The organism is Blastococcus sp. SYSU D00695, assembly GCF_054050555.1.
Map to the genome: position 1 here is coordinate 1 of NZ_JBJGZP010000016.1, position 17,986 is coordinate 17,986.

The window sequence follows — 17,986 nt, forward strand, 5'->3', positions numbered from 1 at the left end:
CCCCCCCCCCCCCCCCCCCCCCCCCCCCCCCCCCCCCCCCCCCCCCCCCCCCCCCCCCCCCCCCCCCCCCCCCCCCCCCCCCCCCCCCCCCCCCCCCCCCCCCCCCCCCCCCCCCCCCCCCCCCCGGCCCGGCCTCAGGCGGCGCGGAGGGTGCGCAGCGCGCCGGTGACGCGCAGCAGCTCGTCGAGCATCGCCTTGCCGCCGGCCTCGAGCTCGGCGTTGGGCATGAACACCTCGTCCTCGTCCAGGAACTGCTGGAAGAAGGGGATCGACACCGCCTCGGGCACCGTGTGCAGGCGCAGCGCGGCGAGGACCGGCTTGACCGCGCTCGCCGCCCGCAGGCCGGCCGAGACGCCGCCGTAGGAGACCAGCCCGGCGGCCTTGTCGGCCCACTCGCCGTGCAGGTGGTCCAGCGCGTTCTTCAGCGACGCCGGGAAGGAGTGGTTGTACTCGGGCGTCACGAACACGAACGCGTCGCCGCGGGCCACCGTGGCGCTCCAGTCGCGGGTGGCCTGGTGCACGTACCGGCCCAGCCGCGGGTGGTCGGGCTCGTCGAAGAGGGGCAGGCCGACCTCGGCGAGGTCCACCAGCTCGACGTCGAACCCGCCGTGGGCCTGCGCCAGCTCGGTCACCCAGCGGGCGATCGCGATGCCCTTGCGGCCGGGACGGGTGCTGGCGGCGACCACCTGCAGGACGGGACGGGACATGACGGGACTCCTCCGACGTGCGGGACTGTTCGTTGAGGATTCAACTGTCCTGGGGGCCGCGGATTCCCCGTCGCGCCGTGAGGCATCTCGCAGCAACCCTCCTCTCACGTGAGGGTCGGGTGCGGCAGGGTGGGACCACGTGCCGTCCGCTCTCGCCGCCCTGCGCCCCTCCCGCCCCGCCTGGCTGTCCCCGCGGGTCGCCCGCACGGAGGTGCTCGCCGGCCTGGTCGTCGCCCTCGCGCTCATCCCGGAGGCCATCAGCTTCTCGATCCTCGCCGGGGTCGACCCGCGGGTGGGCCTGTTCGCCTCGTTCACGATGGCCGTCACCATCGCGTTCACCGGTGGCCGCCCGGCCATGATCAGCGCCGCGACCGGCGCCGTCGCGCTCGTGGTGGCGCCGCTGGTGCACGACCACGGCCTGCCGTACCTCATCGCCGCGGTGGTCCTGGGCGGCGTCCTCCAGGTCCTGCTGGCGGTCGCGGGCGTCGCCCGGCTCATGCGGTTCGTGCCGCGCAGCGTCATGGTCGGCTTCGTCAACGCGCTGGCGATCCTGATCTTCAGCGCCCAGGTGCCGCACCTGCTCGGCGTCCCCTGGCTGGTCTACCCGATGGCCGCGGCCGGGCTGGCGATCATCGTCCTGCTGCCCCGGGTGACCACCGCCGTCCCGGCGCCGCTGGTCGCGATCATCGCGCTGACCGGGGTCACCGTGCTGGCCGGCTGGTCGCTGCCCGACGTCGGCGACCAGGGCGCGCTGCCCGACAGCCTGCCCACCCTCGGCCTCCCCGACGTGCCGTTCACCTGGCAGACGCTGACGATCATCACGCCCTACGCGCTCGGGGTCGCCCTCGTCGGGCTGATGGAGTCGCTGATGACGGCCAAGCTCGTCGACGACATCACCGACACCCCCTCCGACAAGACCCGCGAGTCGTGGGGCCAGGGGGTGGCCAACATCGTGACCGGGTTCTTCGGCGGCATGGGCGGCTGCGCCATGATCGGCCAGACGATGATCAACGTGAAGAGCGGCGCCCGGACCCGGCTGTCGACCTTCCTCGCCGGCGTCCTCCTGCTCGTCCTGGTGGTGGCGCTGGGCGACGTCGTCGCGGTCATCCCCATGGCGGCGCTGGTCGCGGTCATGGTCTTCGTCTCGATCGCCACGTTCGACTGGCACAGCCTCCGGACCCTGCACCGGATGCCCCGCAGCGAGACCGCCGTGATGCTCGCGACCGTCGCCGTCACGCTGGCCACGCACAACCTCGCGATCGGGGTCGGGGTCGGCGTCCTCGCCGCCTGCGTCCTGTTCGCCCGGCGCGTCGCCCACCTGGTCGGCGTCACCCGCGTCGTCGACGGCGACACCGCGCGGTACACGGTCGAGGGCGCGCTGTTCTTCGCCTCCAGCAACGACCTCTACACGCAGTTCCACTACGGCGAGGACCCCGACCGCGTCGTCGTCGACCTGTCCCGCGCCCACGTCTGGGACGCCTCCACGGTGGCCGCGCTGGACGCCATCGCGCACAAGTACGCCGGCCGCGGGAAGCAGGTGGAGATCGTCGGGCTCGCCGGCCACTCGGCCGCCCGCTACGAGCGGCACTCCGGTTCCCTGGCCGGGGCGCACTGATGGCCCGGCTGGTGCAGATCGGCCAGGTCGCCGAGCGCACCGGGCTCAGCCTGCGCACCATCCGGTTCTACGAGGAGAGCGGCCTGGTCGTGCCCACCGCGCGCAGCGAGGGCGGCTTCCGGCTCTACAGCGACGACGACGTCGCCCGGCTGCGGGTGATCACGCGGATGAAGCCGCTGGGCTTCACCCTCGAGGAGATGCGCGAGCTGCTGACGCTTCTCGCCGACCTCGCGGCTGCCGGGTCCGCCCCGGAGCGGGCCGCCCTGGCCGACCGGCTGCGGATGTTCCACGAGGCGGCCCGGGTCCGCGTCGACGCGCTGCGCGCCGAGCTCGCCGTCGCCGAGGACCTCGCCGCCGACCTCGCCGCGCGGCTGTCCGCCGTCCCCGGCTGACACGCGGGGTCGGCGCGCAGCGTGGCGACACTCCACCGGACGGGTGACCCGGACGGCGGGGACGCGGCGGGAGCCGGCGCGAGCCCGCAGGCTGGCGGTCGTGCCGCTGACCGCCCCCGGACTGCCCGACCTGCCGCCGGACCTGTCCGGCCCGGTCGCGGTGCAGCTGGCCAAGCCGGTGCGCGAGGTCCCGGCGGCCGGCGCGCTGCCCGGCGGCTGCCTGTACGAGCCCAAGTGGGACGGCTACCGGCTCGTGGTCGCGCGCGGCGCCCGGAGCACCCGGCTGTGGTCGAAGCAGGGGCGGGACCTCACCGACCGCTTCCCCGACGTCGCCGCCGCCGCGCTCGCCCAGCTGCCGGCCGGCACGGTCGTCGACGGCGAGGTGGTCATCTGGCACGACGACCGCCTGGACTTCGGCCTGCTGCAGAAGCGGATGGTCACCGCCCCCGGCCGGATCGCCGCCCAGGTCGCCGCCGCCCCGGCCTCCTACGTGGCCTTCGACCTGCTCGCCGCCGGCGGCACCGACCTGCGCCGCCGCACGCTGCGGGTCCGCCGCGCCCAGCTGGAGGCCCTCGCCGCGCGCTGGGCGCCGCCGATGCAGCTGTCGCCGGCCACCGCCGACCCGGCCGAGGCCCGGCAGTGGTCCCGCGACTTCCGGCCCGCCGGCGTCGAGGGGCTGGTCGCCAAGGGCGCCGGCACCCGCTACGCCCCGGGACGGCGGGAGTGGCTGAAGGTCAAGTCCTGGGAGACCACCGAGGTCCTCGCCGGCGGTGTCATCGGGCCGGTCGACCGGCCCGGCCAGCTGGTCGCCGGCCGCTACCGGGACGGCGAGCTGGTCGTCGTCGGCCGCACCAGCCCACTGACCCCCGCCGCGGCCGCCGAGCTCGCCGCCGTCCTCACCCCGGCCGGCGACGACCACCCGTGGCCCGACCGGATCGGCACCGGCCGGTTCGGCGGCGGCCGGCTGAGCGTGCCGCTGACCCGGGTGCGGCCCGACGTCGTGGTCGAGGTCAGCGCGGACGCGGCACTGCAGGCCGGGGTCTTCCGCCACCCGCTGCGGTTCGTCCGCACCCGGCCGGACCTGCGACCGGACGACGTCCCGCCGATCGGCTGAGCCTCAGGGCCGCTGCGGCACCCGGCCCAGCGTCACCAGCACCCGGCGGAGCAGGCCGGCCAGCTCCACCCGCTCCTGCTCCGAGAGCCCGGCCAGCAGCCGCCGCTCGGTCTCCAGGTGGTCCGGCAGCGCCGCGTCCAGCGCGGCCCGGCCGGCGTCGGTCAGCGTGACGACGACGCCGCGGCCGTCCGACGCGCTGCGGGCGCGGGTGATCAGCCCCCGCTCCTCCAGCCGGTCCAGCCGCTGGGTGATCGCGCCGGAGGTGACCAGCGCCGTCCGCATCAGCGCGGTCGGGGTCAGCTGGTAGGGCGGCCCGGCCCGCCGCAGCGCGGCCAGCACGTCGAAGGAGGCGGCGTCCAGGCCGTGCCGGGCGAACGTGGCCCGCTGCGCCAGGTGCACCTCGCGCTGCAGCTGGGTGACCCGGCCGACGACGCCCATCGGCGAGCAGTCCAGGTCCGGCCGCTCCCGCGCCCACTGCTCGAGGATCAGGTCGACGGCGTCCACCGGGCCGGCGGGGGACCCCGGGGTCACGACGGCCGGACGAGCGCGGTCGTCATCCGCACGGTCAGCCCGGCACCGGCGTTGACCAGGTCGACCGAGTCCCACAGCTTGCGCGCCAGCCACAGGCCCATCCCGCCGCGGGCGAGGTCGGGGCCGTGCGCGGGCTGGAACCCGGCCAGCGGGTCGTCGTAGCCGCGACCGGAGTCGGTGATCGTGCAGACCATCCGGCCGCCGGCCGTCCACAGCCGCGCGCTCACCGGCGGCCGGCCGTGCCGGAACGCGTTGGCCGCGACCTCGCTGACCGCCAGCAGCAGGTCGTCCTGCTGCGCGGCGTCGGGGACGTGCGCCCGCAGCGCCTCCCGCAGCCGGCCGCGCAGCTCCGACAGCACCGTCGACCCCTCGACGGCGAGCACGGGCGGGGAGTCCTCGGCCGGCTCGTGCGGCACGGGCAGGGAGTGCAGGTGGCTCGCCGGCTCCCGGAATCCCCGGTTGTCGACGACGCCGTCGCCGACGGCGACCTGCGGGTGCGCGGCGGCCACCTCGGTGACCAGCGCCTCCGGCAGCACCCGCCGGTCGACCAGGCACATCACCGACATGGGCGCGCCGGCGAGGACCGAGTTCGCGGCGATCTCGTACCGCAGGCCCTCCCGGTGGCTCTCCGGGCCGGCGCCGAACTGCACCTGACCGACGAGGCGCAGCCGCCCCGACCGGGAGGCGGCCGCGCGCTCCAGCACCGCCCTCGTGATGTCGAAGGCGTCGGGGGCGCGCGTGTCGAGCAGGCAGATGCGGGCGTCGACCTCGATGCCGCGGGCCCGCTCCCCGAGGGGCGCGCCGACCTGGGCGGCGGTGTCCGGGGGGCAGGCCAGCACGACCAGGTCGCCGGCCCGCAGCCCCTCCTCCAGGAAGGGGGTGGTCGCGGCGAGCAACGCGTCGTCGGTGTCGTAGAGGACGGCGGCGTGCCCGTGCCCGGCGGGCGCGGCGGACCAGCCGCGCGCGGACGCCGCGGAGTGCGCCGCGCCGTCCTCAGCCGTAGCGTTCACCCGTTCCTCGACACCTGCAGGGCCGGGAGCGACCGGCCGACCGGAGAGCATTCTGCGGCACCTGCCCGGCACGGGGGAGGTCAGGTCCGGCTCGCGAGGTTCCCGGCGTGGCCCGGCACGAAACCGGACACCCCGGGCCCCCACCCGTCCGGGGGACCGGCGGGTCACCCGCCACCGTCGAGGAGGCCCCCCGGCAGGCCGGACAACTCCAGCACCCGCGCGGGCGCGCTGCCCGCGGCGGCACGCACCCGCGGCCGGCCACCCGCCGCGCTCACGGCGGCGGCGACCTCGAGCAGCAGCCCGACACCGGCGCTGGCGAGGTAGTCGACCTGCCGCAGGTCCAGCACGGTCTCGTGGCCGGGGCCCGCCGCCGTCTCCGCCGCGGCCAGCACCTGCGGCCGCAGCCGCCCGACCTGCGCCAGGTCCAGCTCCCCGGACAGGACCAGCTCGGGCCCGCCGGCCCCGGCCCGCACGGTGAGCGCCGCCCCGCCGTCGGGCGGCCCGGCCGCGGGAGCCGGCGCGGGGGCCACGCCCTCGACCCCGGCCCGGGGGCGCTCCGCCGGGGCGGGCGCGACGCGGAAGGTGACCTCGGTGCCCCCGCCGGCGGCGGGGCCGATGCTCACCGGGTCGGCCAGCGCCCCGATCAGCTCGATGCCCCGGCCGCGGAACCCCTTGTCGGCCGGCGGCGGGCGCCAGGTCCCGTGGTCGCGCACGCGGACGGCGACCCCGCCGTCGGCGTCGAGCTCCAGCGAGTACTCGCACGACCCGGCCGACGCCGCGGGGTGGGCGTGCTCGACCGCGTTGGCCAGCGCCTCCCCCAGCGCCAGCTGCAGGTCGTCGACGGTGTCGGCCGGCAGGCCCGCGGCCGCCGTCCACCGCAGGACCGCCCGCCGGACCCCGGCCAGCCGCGCCGGGTCGGCCGGCAGCCGCTCCGCCAGCGGCCGCGGCAGCACCCGGACGGCGATCACGGCCACGTCGTCGGGGCGGTCGCTGTCGGCGCGCACCTCCGCCAGCAGCATCGGCACGAGCCGGTCGGGGGCGGCGTCGGCGTGCCGGGCGGCGGCGCCGACGACGCGCTCCAGGCCGGCGTCGAGGGACTCCCCGCGCCGCTCGACGAGCCCGTCGGTGTACAGCACCAGCGTCGTCCCGGCCGACACGTCCGCCGCACCCTCGGTGTAGCGGGCGCGGCCGGGGACGCCGAGCACCGGGCCGGACCCGGCGTCGGCGAGCAGGGTGGCGCCCTCCGCGGTGACCAGCAGCGGCGGCGGGTGCCCCGCGCGGGCCCACCGCACCTGACCCGCGCGGCGGTCGACGACCAGGCAGGCGGCGCTGGAGGCCAGCGCGCCGGGCAGCCGCGCGGCGAACCGGTCCAGCAGCTCCAGCGCCTCCGCGGGCGGGCAGCCCTGCAGCAGCGCGGTCGACAGGGCGCTGCGCAGCTGGCCCATGACGGCGGCCGCGGCGGGCCCCTGCCCGACGACGTCGCCGACCGCGACGGCCACGCGGTCCCCGTCGAGCTCGACGACGTCGTACCAGTCGCCGCCGGCGGAGCTGCCGACCGCGCCCGGCAGGTAGTCCGCGGCCAGCGCGAGGCCGGCCAGCCGCGGCAGGTCGGCCGGCAGCAGGCTGCGCTGCAGCGTCGTCGCGATGTCCCGCTCGGCGCGGTAGAGGCGCGCGCGGTCCAGGGCCAGGGCGACCTGCTCGGCCGCCGCCAGCAGCAGCCCGCGCTCGGCCTCGGGGAAGGGGTGCGGGCGCCAGTAGGCCAGGCCCAGCACGCCGAGCACCTCCCCGCGGACGGTCAGCGGCAGCGCGGCGGTGGCCGCCCGGTCCAGCTCGACGAGGCTGCTCGCCTGCTCCGGGGTGAGGCCGGGCCGCTCGGCGAGCCGGTCGTCGGTGGACTCGACCCACTGCGCGCGGCCGGTGGCGACCGCGGCGGTGAGCGCGAGCGAGGCGGCGAGCGGCACGGTCTGCCACGCGCGGCGCTCCCCGGCCTCCTCCGGGCTGGTGCCGGACATGGCGAGGGACTCCAGGCAGCGCCGCCCCCGGTCCAGCTCGTAGACGCCGACCCGGCCGCCACCGGTCGTGGCGCCGCTCAGCGCGCGGGCGGCCACCTCGGCGACCTCGGCCGGGGTGGTCGCGGCCGACAGCTCGGCGGTGATGCCCTGCAGGACGGCCAGCCGGCCGGCGGTGGCCCGCTCCTCGGCGAGCAGCAGGGCGTTCTCCACCGCCAGCGCGGCCCGGCCCGCGAGCTCCTCGACCAGCGCCCGGTCGTCGTCGTCGAAGGGCAGCGAGTCCGGCCGCCGGGCCAGGCCGAGCACGGCCCGCACCCGGCCGCCGGACGACAGGGGCACCGCCATCCCGGAGCCGACGGCGAGCGCCCCGGCGAGCTCCGGGTGCCCCGGGGGCGGCCACGGCAGCTGGGCGCTGACCACGCTGCGGCCCGCGCGCACCACCTCGGGGCCGAAGCCGCTGTCGGCGGGCAGGCCGGCCACGGCCGCCTCGGTCCCCGGGTCAAGTCCGGCGACGCCGGCGAAGCGCAGCACCCCGTCCTCGCCCACCACCCGGGCGGTGCCGATGTCGGCGATGCGGCGGTCGACCAGCAGCCGGGCCAGGGCGGCGAGCTGCTCCTCGACGGTCTGCGCCCGGTCGAGGGCGGCGCCCGCCTCGGCCAGCAGCGCCTGGCGCTCGGTCTCGCGGTGCCGGGCGCTGATGTCGGTGCAGACGCCGACGTGGCCGGCCGCGCCCAGCCCGGCCCCGATCGGGACCGCCCGCTCCAGCATCCACGCGTGCGCGCCGTCGGCCCGCCGCAGCCGGAACTCCACCTCCCAGCCCCGGTCGGCGGCCGTGGCTTCGGCGACCACCTGCTCGTAGCGCTCGCGGTCGTCGGGGTGCACGCCCTCGCGCCACCCCCCGCCGAGCTCGGCGCCGGTGTCGCGGCCGGTGAACGCCGTCCAGCCGGCGTTGACCAGCACGCGGCCGCCGTCGCGGCCGGAGACCCAGATCAGGGCGGGCGCCAGGTCGGCCATGGCGGTGAACCGCTCCTCGGCCTCCCGGCGCGCGCGGCCCAGGTGCACGTGCGCGCCGACCCGGGCCAGCAGCTCCGCGGCCGCGAACGGCTTCACCAGGTAGTCGTCGGCGCCCGCCGCCAGGCCCTCAACGGCGGCCTCCTCGCCGGCCCGCGCCGACAGCAGCAGCACCGGCACGCGGGAGGTCCGCGGGTCGGCGCGCAGCTCGGCGAGCAGCGCCATGCCGTCCAGCCGCGGCATCATCACGTCGCTGACCAGCAGGTCCGGCGGGGCGGCGCGGGCGGCCTCCAGCGCCTCCTGCCCGTCGGCGACCGCGGTCACCGCGTACCGCGGGGCGAGCAGGCGCAGCAGGTACTCGCGCATGTCGGCGTTGTCGTCGGCCACGAGCACCCGGCCGGCCGGGGCCCCGCCCGCGCCGTCGGCGGCCGCCGGGCCGGCGGCGGCCTCGGCGGTGGCGGCCTCGGCGGGGTCGGCGGCGGGCAGCCAGCGCAGCGCCTCGGCGACGAACGGGGTCGCGGCCCGCGACACCGCCGGCGCGTCGGGCGTCGGCGGGGCCAGCCGGTCCTCGGGCAGGTGCGCCGTCCCGAACGGCACGGTGACGGTGAACGTCGTCCCCACCCCGTGCGTGCTGTCGGCGGTCACCGTGCCGCCGTGCAGGCCGACGAGCTCGCGCACCATCGCCAGGCCGATGCCGCTGCCCTCGCCGGACCGCGAGCGGGCGCCGGCGACGCGGGTGAACCGCTCGAACAGGCGCGGGAGCTCGGCGGCGGGGATGCCCGTGCCGGTGTCGGCCACCGTGAGCACCGCGGCCCCGGCGGTGGCGCGCAGCCGGACGGTGATGCCGCCGTCGAAGGTGAACTTCAGGGCGTTGGAGAGCAGGTTGAGGACGACCTTCTCCCACATGTCCCGGTCCACGTGCACCGGCTCGGGCAGGGCGGCGCAGTCCACCTCGTAGGCCAGCCCGGCGCGGGCGACGGCGGAGCGGAACACGCTGGCCAGCTCGGCGGTGGCCGCGGCCAGGTCGACCGGCTCGAAGCGGGCCTCGATGCGCCCGGCCTGCAGGCGGGAGAAGTCCAGCAGCGTGTTGACCAGCTTGCCCAGCCGCAGCGCGTTGCGCTCGATGACCTCCAGCTCCTCGCGCACCCGCGGCGCGCCGAGGTCCTCGGCGGCGCGCAGCTCCGCGACCGGGCCCATGATCAGCGTCAGCGGGGTGCGGAACTCGTGGCTGACGTTGCTGAAGAAGTCGGTCTTGGCCCGGTCCAGCTCGGCCAGCGCCTCGGCCCGCTCGCGCTCGGCCTCGTAGCTGTCGGCGTTCAGCAGGGCGGCCGACACCTGGTGGGCGACCAGCTCGAGGAACCCCCGGTAGGACTCGTCGAGGGGGCGGTGCGGGTTGAGCGCGACGACGACGAACCCGGCGAGCTCCTCGGCGGCCTGCCCGGTGGAGGTCAGCGGGACGACGACCGCGCGCTCGGGGGGCCGGTCCCAGGCGCCGGTGGGCAGCTGCGGGAAGCGGTCGGGCGCCAGGTCCACCACGGCGGACTCCCCCGCCCGCAGGTCGCTGCGCAGCCGCGCGCGGCGCGGGTCGTCGGCGCCGATGACCGGCGGCATGACCCCGCCGCCGTCCTCGCCGATCCCGGCGGTCAGGGCCAGCCGGGCGCTGCCGTCCTCCGCGTAGAGGTAGACGCCGCTGAAGGGCAGGTCGGCCAGGTTGCGGGCCAGCTGCTCGCGCGCGGCGGCGAGCACCTGCGCGCGGGTGCGGGCCGGGGCCAGCGCCGCCGAAAGGTCGCGCAGCGTCGCCATCCGCCGGTCCCCGACCACCCGCTCGGTGGTCTCGGTGACCACGCACAGCATCCCGGCGGTGCGGGCGTCGTCGTCGTCCAGCGGGCTGTAGGAGAAGGTGTGGTACGTCTCCTCCGGGTAGCCGCTGCGCTCGAGGAACAGCAGCAGGTCCTCGTCCCAGGTCGCCACGCCGGTCTCGAGGACCGAGGCGATCCGCGGGCCGATGTCGTGCCAGATCTCGGCCCACATCTCGCTCGCGGGGCGGCCCAGCGCCCAGGGGTGCTTGGCCTGCAGCGTGTCGCGGCGGTAGGCGTCGTTGTAGAACGCCGTCAGCTCCGGCCCCCAGGCCGCCCACATCGAGAACCGCGAGGTCAGGACGATGCGCACCGCGTTGCGCAGCGACACCGGCCAACGCTCCGGCGGGCCCAGCGGGGTGTCGTCCCAGTCGCGCTCGGCCATCGCCGTGCCGAGGTCACCGCCGCCGGCGAACAGGCTCCGGCGCAGCGTGTCGTCCGTCACCGGGGCATCACGCAGAGATCGTAGGGCGCTACCGATCCCCGCGCCCCGGGGGACCCGCGGTCAGCCGGCGGCCTCGGCGGCCGCCGGCCCGCCCGTCACCCGCGCCGCGCACGAGGCCGTGCCCAGCCAGCCGTGCGGCGCGCCCTCCCAGCACCAGCCCAGCCGCGGTCGGCGGCCGCTGACCCACAGCGCCGGCACCCGCGCGTCGCCGGCCCGCGAGCCCAGCAACGAGTAGCAGCCGCGCGACCGCAGCACCCCCGGGTCGGACACCAGCAGCGCCAGGCCCTCGGCGACGGTCAGCGGCGTGCGGCCGGTCGCGGCCAGCCGCGGGGCGACGTCGCGCGGGGGGACGTCGAGGGTGCCGGGGCCGGTGTCGACGTCGAGCAGCAGGTAGGGCACCGGCGGCACGTCGAGCTCCGGCAACGGCCGGAACGCGGCCAGGTCGGCGGGCTCCATCGTGCTGAACCCCCCGCCGCCGGCGGTCTGCACCGTGGCGAGGACCTCCAGGACCGGCGCGCCGGGGACGACGACCACGAACGGCACGCCGTCGCCCGGGAGCTCCCCGGTGGGCAGCACGTCGCGCAGCGGCTCGCAGGAGGCGCGGAAGCACTCCTCGGCCAGGCCGAGCATCGCCGGCAGGCCGGTGGCCACCAGGGCGTGCACCTGGCGGTCGAACTCGAGCTCGACCGCGGTGGCGGTCGGCAGCGCGGGCAGCACGGACACGGGTCTCTCCTCGTCCACGACGACGGTGTGCCGGCCCTGCGCGCCGGCCGGCGGGTCCCCCTGCGGCCGCAGAGTCTGCCGCACGACGGCCCCGCCCGTCACGGCCCCGCCCGTCAGCGGCGGACGGACGCCGTCACCGTGAACCGCCGGCCGGCGGACACGACCCGCGTCGGCCCGACCAGCCGGCGCAGCGCCGCGCGGTGCGGCAGCCGGTTGTTGTAGACGGTCCACAGCTCGCCGCCGGGGCGCAGCACGCGGGCGGCCGCCGCGAACAGCCGGTCGGCCGCGGCGGTGACCACCGAGGTGCCCAGGTGGAACGGCGGGTTGCACACCACGAGGTCGACGCTGCCGGCGGCGACGCCCGCCGCCGCGTCGTCCCGGGTCACGCGCACCCGGCCGGCCAGGCCGTTGGCGGCCACGGTCGCCGCCGCCGAGGCCACGGCGGCCGCCGACGAGTCGGAGGCGAGCACGGCGAGGCCCGGCCGGGCGGTGGCCAGCGCCGCCGCCAGCACGCCGGTGCCGCAGCCGAGGTCGAGCGCCGTCGCGGCGTCCGGCACGGCGCCCGGGAGGACGGCGAGCAGCGCGCGGGTGCCCTCGTCGACGCGCGTGCCGGCGAAGGCGGCGCCGTGCGCGCAGACGGTGAGCCCGCTGGCGTCGTCCACGCGGCAGCGGGGGAACGTCGGCCGGACGTCGCCGCGGGGCCCGCGGGCCACCAGCAGCCGGGACTTCTGCCGGGCCAGGCTTGCGGTGACGTCGGCGAAGCCCACCCGCAGGACGTCGTTCATCGCGTGGGTCATGTGCTTGACCCGGCCGCCCACGAGCAGCGTCACGTCGGGGGCGGCGTGCGCGGCGGCGAGCTCGGTCAGCTCGCGCAGCGCGTCCAGGGCCTTGGGCGCCTTGGCCAGCACGACGCGGGCGCCGGCGAGCAGGTCGCCGTCCAGCGGGAGGGACCGGTACGTGCCGGCCAGCCCCGTCCGCTCCGCGTTGGCGGCGAGCGCGAGCTCGGCCACCCGCGCGTCCTGGTGCACCCGCGGCTCGCGGACCCCGTGCAGCGCGACCGCGCCCAGGGTCAGCGCGCCGTGCGCGTCGTCGACGACGACCACCTCGCCGGGGCCGGCCGCCGCGAGCAGCGGCGCGGCCTCGTCGAGCAGCAGCCGGTCGGTCGCGTCGACCGCGACCAGCTCGGGCGCCTCGACGTCGGGCTCCCTGCGGAGCCGGTCGAAGAGGTCCGCCGCGTCAGGCATGGGAGGCGATCCCCACGTCGCGCGCTGCAGGACGGAGGGATCGCTTCCCATGCCCGGGGCCCTAGACGCCGGTCAGGCCGACCGGGCAGGAGACGCCGGTCGAGTGCACCGGGCAGTAGCCGTGGGGCACCTTGTGCAGGTACTGCTGGTGGTAGTCCTCGGCGTAGTACAGCTCCCCGAGCGGGGCGATCTCCGTGGTGATCTGCCCGTAGCCGGCCGCGGTGAGCCGCTGCTGGTAGGCGTCGCGGGTGGCGCGCGCGGCGGCCTCCTGCTCGGGCCCGTCGTAGTAGATCGCCGACCGGTACTGGGTGCCGATGTCGTTGCCCTGGCGCATGCCCTGGGTGGGGTCGTGGTCCTCCCAGAACGCCTTCAGCAGCTGCTCGTAGCTGGTCACCGCCGGGTCGAACACGACGAGGACCACCTCGGTGTGCCCGGTGCGCGCCGAGCAGACCTCCTCGTAGGTGGGGTTCTGCGTGTGCCCGCCGGAGTAGCCGGCGGCGGTGGAGTAGACGCCGGGCAGCTGCCAGAACACCTTCTCCACGCCCCAGAAGCAGCCCGCACCGAAGACGGCGGTCTGCATCCCCTCGGGGAACGGCGGCTGGATCCGGTTGCCGTTGACCGCGTGGAACTCGGGGACGGCGTAGAGGGCGTCGGGACGGCCGGGCAGCGCGTCCTCGCGCGCCACGGGCTCGGTCTTGGACCGCGAGAACAACGACATACGTCCAGCGTAGGCCGGTCGCGCCACCCCGGAGGGCGGCGGCGGCGCGGCGCGGGCAGGATCGGTGCCGGTCCCCGCCCGCGCCGTCCCCCGGAGGTCCCCCGTGCCCGTGTCCGCCCGCGAGGTGCACCTCGCCGCGATCCCGCACGGCGAGCCGACGCCGGCCGACTTCCGGCTGGTCGAGGTCGAGCACCCCGACCCGGCCGAGGGCCAGGTCGTCGTCCGCATGCTGGCGATGTCGGTCGACCCCTACATGCGCGGGCGGATGCGGCCCGAGCCGTCGTACGCGGCGCCGTGGGAGGTCGGCGAGGTCATGCGCGGCGGCGCGGTCGGCCGGGTGGTCGACTCGCGGTCGGCCGACGTGCCGGTGGGCGCGCTGGTGCTGACCGACGCCGGCTGGCGCGACGTCGCCGTCCTGCCCGCCCGCGAGGTGCGGGTGCTCGCCGAGCCCGAGGGCGTCTCCCCGACCCACCACCTCGGCGTGCTCGGCATGCCGGGGCTGACCGCGTACGCGGGCCTGTTCCGGGTGGCGGACTTCCGGCCCGGCGACGACGTCTTCGTGTCCGGCGCCGCGGGGGCCGTGGGCAGCCTCGTCGGCCAGCTCGCCCGGCTGCGCGGCGCCGGCGCGGTGGTCGGCAGCGCGGGCAGCCCCGAGAAGGTCGCCTGGCTGACCGGCGAGCTGGGCTTCACGGCCGCCTTCGACTACCACGACGGCCCGGTGGCCCGGCAGCTGCGCGCGGCCGCGCCCGAGGGCATCGACGTCTACTTCGACAACGTCGGCGGCGAGCACCTGGAGGCGGCGATGGGGTCGCTGCGCGTGCACGGCCGGGCGGCGCTGTGCGGGGCGATCTCCACCTACAACGCGACCGAGCCCCCGCCCGGCCCGCGCAACATGAGCCTGATGGTGGGCAAGCGGCTGACGCTGCGCGGCTTCCTGGTCAGCGACCACGCCGACCTGGCCGCGGAGGCCACCGAGGCGATCGCCGGCTGGCTGCGCTCGGGCGAGCTGGTCGCCCGCGAGACGGTGTACGAGGGGCTGGACGCCGCCGTCCCCGCGTTCCTGGACCTGCTGCGCGGCGCCAACACCGGGAAGATGGTCGTGCGGCTGGGCCCCGACGGTCCGTGACCTCGGCCGCCGCCCCCGCGCTCGACCACACCGCGGCCCCGGTGCCGGCCCGGGCGGTGGCCCTGTTCTGCCACGGCGGCACGGTGGAGAGCGTGCAGCCGCCGCGGGAGCGGGCGCTGTCGCTGCTGCGGATGCGCGCCATCGAGGAGTTCGTGCGGCGCAGCGTGGTCCCGCGGGGGCTGGACACCTACCTGCTGCGGTACCGGGTGGCCGGCTGGAACGGCGTGGCCGCCGACGCGTTCGCCGACACCCGGTGGGCGCTGGCGCGCATCCGCGAGGCGCACGGGGACGACGTCCCGATGGTGCTGGTCGGCCACTCGATGGGCGGGCGGGCCGTGCTGCGGGCCGGCGGGGAGCCGGGGGTCGCCGCCGTCTGCGCGCTCGCGCCGTGGACGCCGCCGGGCGAGCCGGTCGGCCACCTGCGCGGGCGCACCGCCGTCCTGCTGCACGGCCGCGGGGACCGGTGGGTGCCGGCCCGGCTGTCGGCCGACTACGCCGTGCGGGCGCGGCGGGCCGGGGCGCGGGTCGCCCGCTTCACCGTCGCCGGGGGGCACTCCATGGTGCGCCGGTCGGCGGTGTGGCACGGGCTGGCCCGCGACGTCGTCCTCGCCGGGGGCGGGTTCGCGCCGGAGCGCCCCGACGTGCGGGCGGCCCTGGAGGGCGACGGCGGCCTCGACGTCCCGCTCGACGCGCCGCGCCGCCGCCGCTGAGCGCGGTCAGCCGTGGCCGGCGTGCTCCGACAGGGACGGCGCCGGGTCGTCGGCCAGCCGCGCCCAGAGGAACTGGTCGAGCTTGGGGCCCTCGCCGTAGCGGTGCGAGCGGCGCAGCCGGCCCTCCCAGGTGAAGCCGGCCTTCTCGGCCACCCGGCCGGAGGCGGGGTTGGCGATGGCGTGGCACAGCTCGACCCGGTCGACCGGGGTGGTGGCGAAGAGCTCGCGGCACACCCGGTCGACGGCGCGCGCGGCGACCCCGCGGCCACGGGCGGCGGCCACCGTCCAGTAGCCGACCATCGCCTGGCCCTCGGCGAGGTCGACCGCGTGCAGGCCGACCGAGCCGAGCAGGGCGCCGCCCGCCGCGTCGACGACCGCCCAGCCCACCCGGTCCGGCGGGGGCGTCAGCCGGCCGGCGACCCAGGCGACGGCGTCCTCCCGGGAGGCGAGGACGGGGCCGCCCCAACGGCGCATCGTCTCGTCCTGGGCGGCGCGCCAGACGTCGTCCACGTCGCCGGTGCGCCACGGCCGCAGGCAGACGGCGCCGGCCTCGAGGACCGTGGGCTCGAGGGTCACCGGAGGAGGGACGAGGTGCACGGGGGGATCCTCCCCCGCGCCGCCGGTCAGCCGAGGGCGGGGATGGAGACGCCCACGCCGCCGCGGGTCTCCGCGCCGTAGCGGGCGATCTCGGCGGGCAGGTCGAGCCGGCCGATGCGGCTCTTGGCGGCGGTCGCCTCGGGGGTGATGAGGTCGGCCGGGACCAGCCAGGACACCTCGAACTCCAGCCCGTCGGGGTCCTGGGCGTAGAGGGCCTTGGTGGTGCCGTGGTCGGAGGCGCCCACGAGCGCGCCGGCCTGCAGCAGCGCGTCCTGGACCCGGGCCAGCTCGGCGAGGGTGTCCACCTCCCACGCCAGGTGGTAGAGCCCGACGGTGCGGCGGCCGGCCTCCGAGGCGCCGGCGCCCGCGCCGATGGCGAACAGGCCCAGGTCGTGGTCGTTGTTCGACCCCTCGGCCTGCAGGAACGCAGCGCGGCCGGGCATCTCCATGACGGTGCGGAAGCCGAGGACGTCGCGGTAGAAGGCGACGCTGCGCTCGACGTCGCGGACGTAGAGGACGGCGTGGTTGAGGCGCTGGACGGGCATGGCGGGTCTCCGTTCGGGTGGGCTGACCCCACTGTCCCCCAAAGTAGATGAGAGTTCAAGTAACTCCCCCGTCAGGGCGGCACCGCTCGGCCCGCGGGGGCCACGGGTTGGCCCGGCGGTGACACCCCCGGCGGGCAGGACAGGAGCGCCCGCCCACCCCCGCCCCTGCGAGGCCGCCGTGTACCTGTCGAAGACCGAGGCCGCCGTCCTGCCGACGACGCTGTCGCGCGCCCCGCGCCCGACCGCGTCCCCGGAGCCGGGACGGCGCCGCGTCTGGCCGCTGCTCGGGCCGGCGTTCGTCGCCGCGGTGGCCTACGTGGACCCGGGCAACTTCGCCACCAACTTCTCCGGCGGCGCGGCGTTCGGCTACACGCTGCTGTGGGTGATCGTCGTCGCCAACCTCATGGCGATGCTCGTCCAGTCGCTGACGGCCAAGCTCGGGCTGGCGACCGGCCGCGACCTGGCGACGCTGTGCCGCGAGCGCATGCCGCGCCCGGTGACCCGGGGGCTGTGGCTGCAGGCCGAGGCGGTCGCGATCGCCACCGACCTGGCCGAGATCGTCGGCGGGGCCGTCGCGCTGCAGCTGCTGTTCGGGGTGCCGCTGCCCGTCGGCGGGCTGATCACCGCGGCCGTCGCCTTCCTGCTGCTGGGCGCCCAGTCGCGCGGCCACCGGCCCTTCGAGCGGGTGATCACCGGGCTGCTGCTGGTGATCGGCGGTGGGTTCCTCTACACGCTGGCCGGCTCCGGGGTCGACCTCGGCGGGGTGGCCGGCGGGATGGTGCCGAGCTTCGAGGGGCCCGACAGCCTCGTGCTGGCCACCGGCATCCTCGGCGCGACCGTCATGCCGCACGTGATCTACGTGCACTCCGCGCTGACCCCCGGCCGCTACGGCGACGTCGTCACCGCCGGGCGCACCGCGGCCGGCCGGCGCCGGCTGTTGCGGGCCCAGCGCCTGGACGTGCTGCTGGCCATGGGCCTGGCCGGGCTGGTCAACGCCGCGATGCTGGTGATCGCCGCCCAGCTGTTCACCGGCGGCGGGCAGGTGGACTCGCTGGAAGCGGTGCACGCCGGGCTCGGCGACCGGCTCGGCGCCGGCGCCTCGATCGCCTTCGCCCTGGCCCTGCTGGCCTCCGGGTTCGCCTCGTCCTCGGTCGGCACGCACGCCGGGCAGGTCGTCATGGCCGGGTTCCTGCGGCGGCACGTCCCGGTGCTCGCCCGCCGGCTGGTCACCCTGGCGCCCGCGCTGGCGGTGCTGCTCCTGGGCGGCGACCCCACCACCGCGCTGGTCTGGTCGCAGGTGGTGCTGAGCTTCGGCATCCCGTTCGCGCTGGTCCCGCTGCTGTGGCTGACCAGCCGCCGCGACCTCATGGGCGGGTGGGTGAACCGGCCCGTCACGACCGTCGTGGGCGGCGTCGTGGCCGCGCTGGTCATCGGGCTGAACGCGCACCTGCTGATCGGCGTCGTCACCGGCTGACCCCGGGCCCCCGCACCCGCGTCCCGCCCCGTCCGCCCCGCCCCGTCCGCCCGACCGGTTCCCGCCGCGATGCGCATGACGGTCGCTACGACCGCGGGGATGACCGCCGCCATGCGCATCCGGGCGCGAAGAGGTGGTCCAACGGGGCGGGGGGGTGTT

Annotated in this window: 15 protein-coding genes; 6 read left to right on the top strand and 9 right to left on the bottom strand. The window is 77.5% G+C overall.

Annotated elements, in window-relative coordinates; all coding sequences use genetic code 11:
* Positions 1-134: 134 nt before the first annotated feature.
* A complete protein-coding gene (locus ACI781_RS12050; RefSeq protein WP_456566341.1) occupies positions 135-707 on the bottom strand; it encodes an NADPH-dependent FMN reductase in 573 nt (190 codons plus the stop codon).
* A gap of 139 nt (positions 708-846) precedes the next feature.
* Between ACI781_RS12050 and ACI781_RS12055 the strand changes: the two genes are divergently transcribed.
* The 3 genes from ACI781_RS12055 to ACI781_RS12065 all read left to right on the top strand — a co-directional run bounded on the left by ACI781_RS12055 (position 847) and on the right by ACI781_RS12065 (position 3,828).
* A complete protein-coding gene (locus ACI781_RS12055) occupies positions 847-2,322 on the top strand; it encodes a SulP family inorganic anion transporter (RefSeq protein WP_456566342.1) in 1,476 nt (491 codons plus the stop codon).
* The gene (locus ACI781_RS12060; RefSeq protein ID WP_456566343.1) at positions 2,322-2,714 is read left to right on the top strand and encodes a MerR family transcriptional regulator; all 393 of its coding nucleotides are present in this window, start codon (positions 2,322-2,324) and stop codon (positions 2,712-2,714) included. The genes ACI781_RS12055 and ACI781_RS12060 overlap by 1 nt, the downstream gene beginning before the upstream one ends.
* A gap of 100 nt (positions 2,715-2,814) precedes the next feature.
* Positions 2,815-3,828, top strand: a complete 1,014-nt coding sequence (locus tag ACI781_RS12065) for an ATP-dependent DNA ligase (RefSeq protein ID WP_456566344.1) — start codon at positions 2,815-2,817, stop codon at positions 3,826-3,828.
* Positions 3,829-3,831: 3 nt separating this feature from the next.
* On the opposite strand, the gene ACI781_RS12070 is transcribed toward ACI781_RS12065, so the two are convergent.
* The 6 genes from ACI781_RS12070 to msrA all read right to left on the bottom strand — a co-directional run bounded on the left by ACI781_RS12070 (position 3,832) and on the right by msrA (position 13,375).
* On the bottom strand, positions 3,832-4,359 hold the full coding sequence (locus tag ACI781_RS12070; RefSeq protein ID WP_456566345.1) for a MarR family winged helix-turn-helix transcriptional regulator: 528 nt from the start codon (positions 4,357-4,359) through the stop codon (positions 3,832-3,834).
* The gene (locus ACI781_RS12075) at positions 4,356-5,369 is read right to left on the bottom strand and encodes an anti-sigma factor RsbA family regulatory protein (protein ID WP_456566346.1); all 1,014 of its coding nucleotides are present in this window, start codon (positions 5,367-5,369) and stop codon (positions 4,356-4,358) included. The genes ACI781_RS12070 and ACI781_RS12075 overlap by 4 nt, the downstream gene beginning before the upstream one ends.
* A gap of 164 nt (positions 5,370-5,533) precedes the next feature.
* Positions 5,534-10,690 (bottom strand): SpoIIE family protein phosphatase, encoded by a 5,157-nt coding sequence (locus ACI781_RS12080; protein WP_456566347.1) that lies wholly within the window; start codon positions 10,688-10,690, stop codon positions 5,534-5,536.
* A gap of 60 nt (positions 10,691-10,750) precedes the next feature.
* Positions 10,751-11,413 (bottom strand): DUF5701 family protein, encoded by a 663-nt coding sequence (locus ACI781_RS12085; RefSeq protein ID WP_456566348.1) that lies wholly within the window; start codon positions 11,411-11,413, stop codon positions 10,751-10,753.
* A 113-nt stretch (positions 11,414-11,526) separates the two neighbouring features.
* Positions 11,527-12,657: a class I SAM-dependent methyltransferase gene (locus ACI781_RS12090; RefSeq protein ID WP_456566349.1), complete on the bottom strand. Its 1,131-nt coding sequence runs from the start codon at positions 12,655-12,657 to the stop codon at positions 11,527-11,529.
* 61 nt (positions 12,658-12,718) lie between these two features.
* Positions 12,719-13,375, bottom strand: a complete 657-nt coding sequence (gene msrA, locus ACI781_RS12095; protein WP_456566350.1) for a peptide-methionine (S)-S-oxide reductase MsrA — start codon at positions 13,373-13,375, stop codon at positions 12,719-12,721.
* Positions 13,376-13,478: 103 nt separating this feature from the next.
* On the opposite strand from msrA, the gene ACI781_RS12100 reads away from it, so the two are divergent.
* Entirely contained in the window at positions 13,479-14,501 is a 1,023-nt protein-coding gene (locus ACI781_RS12100; protein ID WP_456566351.1) for an NADP-dependent oxidoreductase, read from the top strand.
* Positions 14,498-15,211, top strand: coding sequence for an alpha/beta hydrolase (locus tag ACI781_RS12105; protein ID WP_456566352.1), 714 nt, complete (start codon positions 14,498-14,500; stop codon positions 15,209-15,211). The genes ACI781_RS12100 and ACI781_RS12105 overlap by 4 nt, the downstream gene beginning before the upstream one ends.
* A 6-nt stretch (positions 15,212-15,217) precedes the next feature.
* Here the strand turns inward: ACI781_RS12105 and ACI781_RS12110 are convergent, their stop codons facing one another.
* Positions 15,218-15,787, bottom strand: a complete 570-nt coding sequence (locus ACI781_RS12110; protein ID WP_456566353.1) for a GNAT family N-acetyltransferase — start codon at positions 15,785-15,787, stop codon at positions 15,218-15,220.
* A gap of 47 nt (positions 15,788-15,834) precedes the next feature.
* Complete coding sequence (locus tag ACI781_RS12115) at positions 15,835-16,353, bottom strand: VOC family protein (RefSeq protein WP_456566354.1); 519 nt, start codon at positions 16,351-16,353, stop codon at positions 15,835-15,837.
* Positions 16,354-16,531: 178 nt separating this feature from the next.
* On the opposite strand from ACI781_RS12115, the gene ACI781_RS12120 reads away from it, so the two are divergent.
* Positions 16,532-17,827 (top strand): Nramp family divalent metal transporter, encoded by a 1,296-nt coding sequence (locus ACI781_RS12120; protein ID WP_456566355.1) that lies wholly within the window; start codon positions 16,532-16,534, stop codon positions 17,825-17,827.
* Positions 17,828-17,986 lie beyond the last annotated feature (159 nt).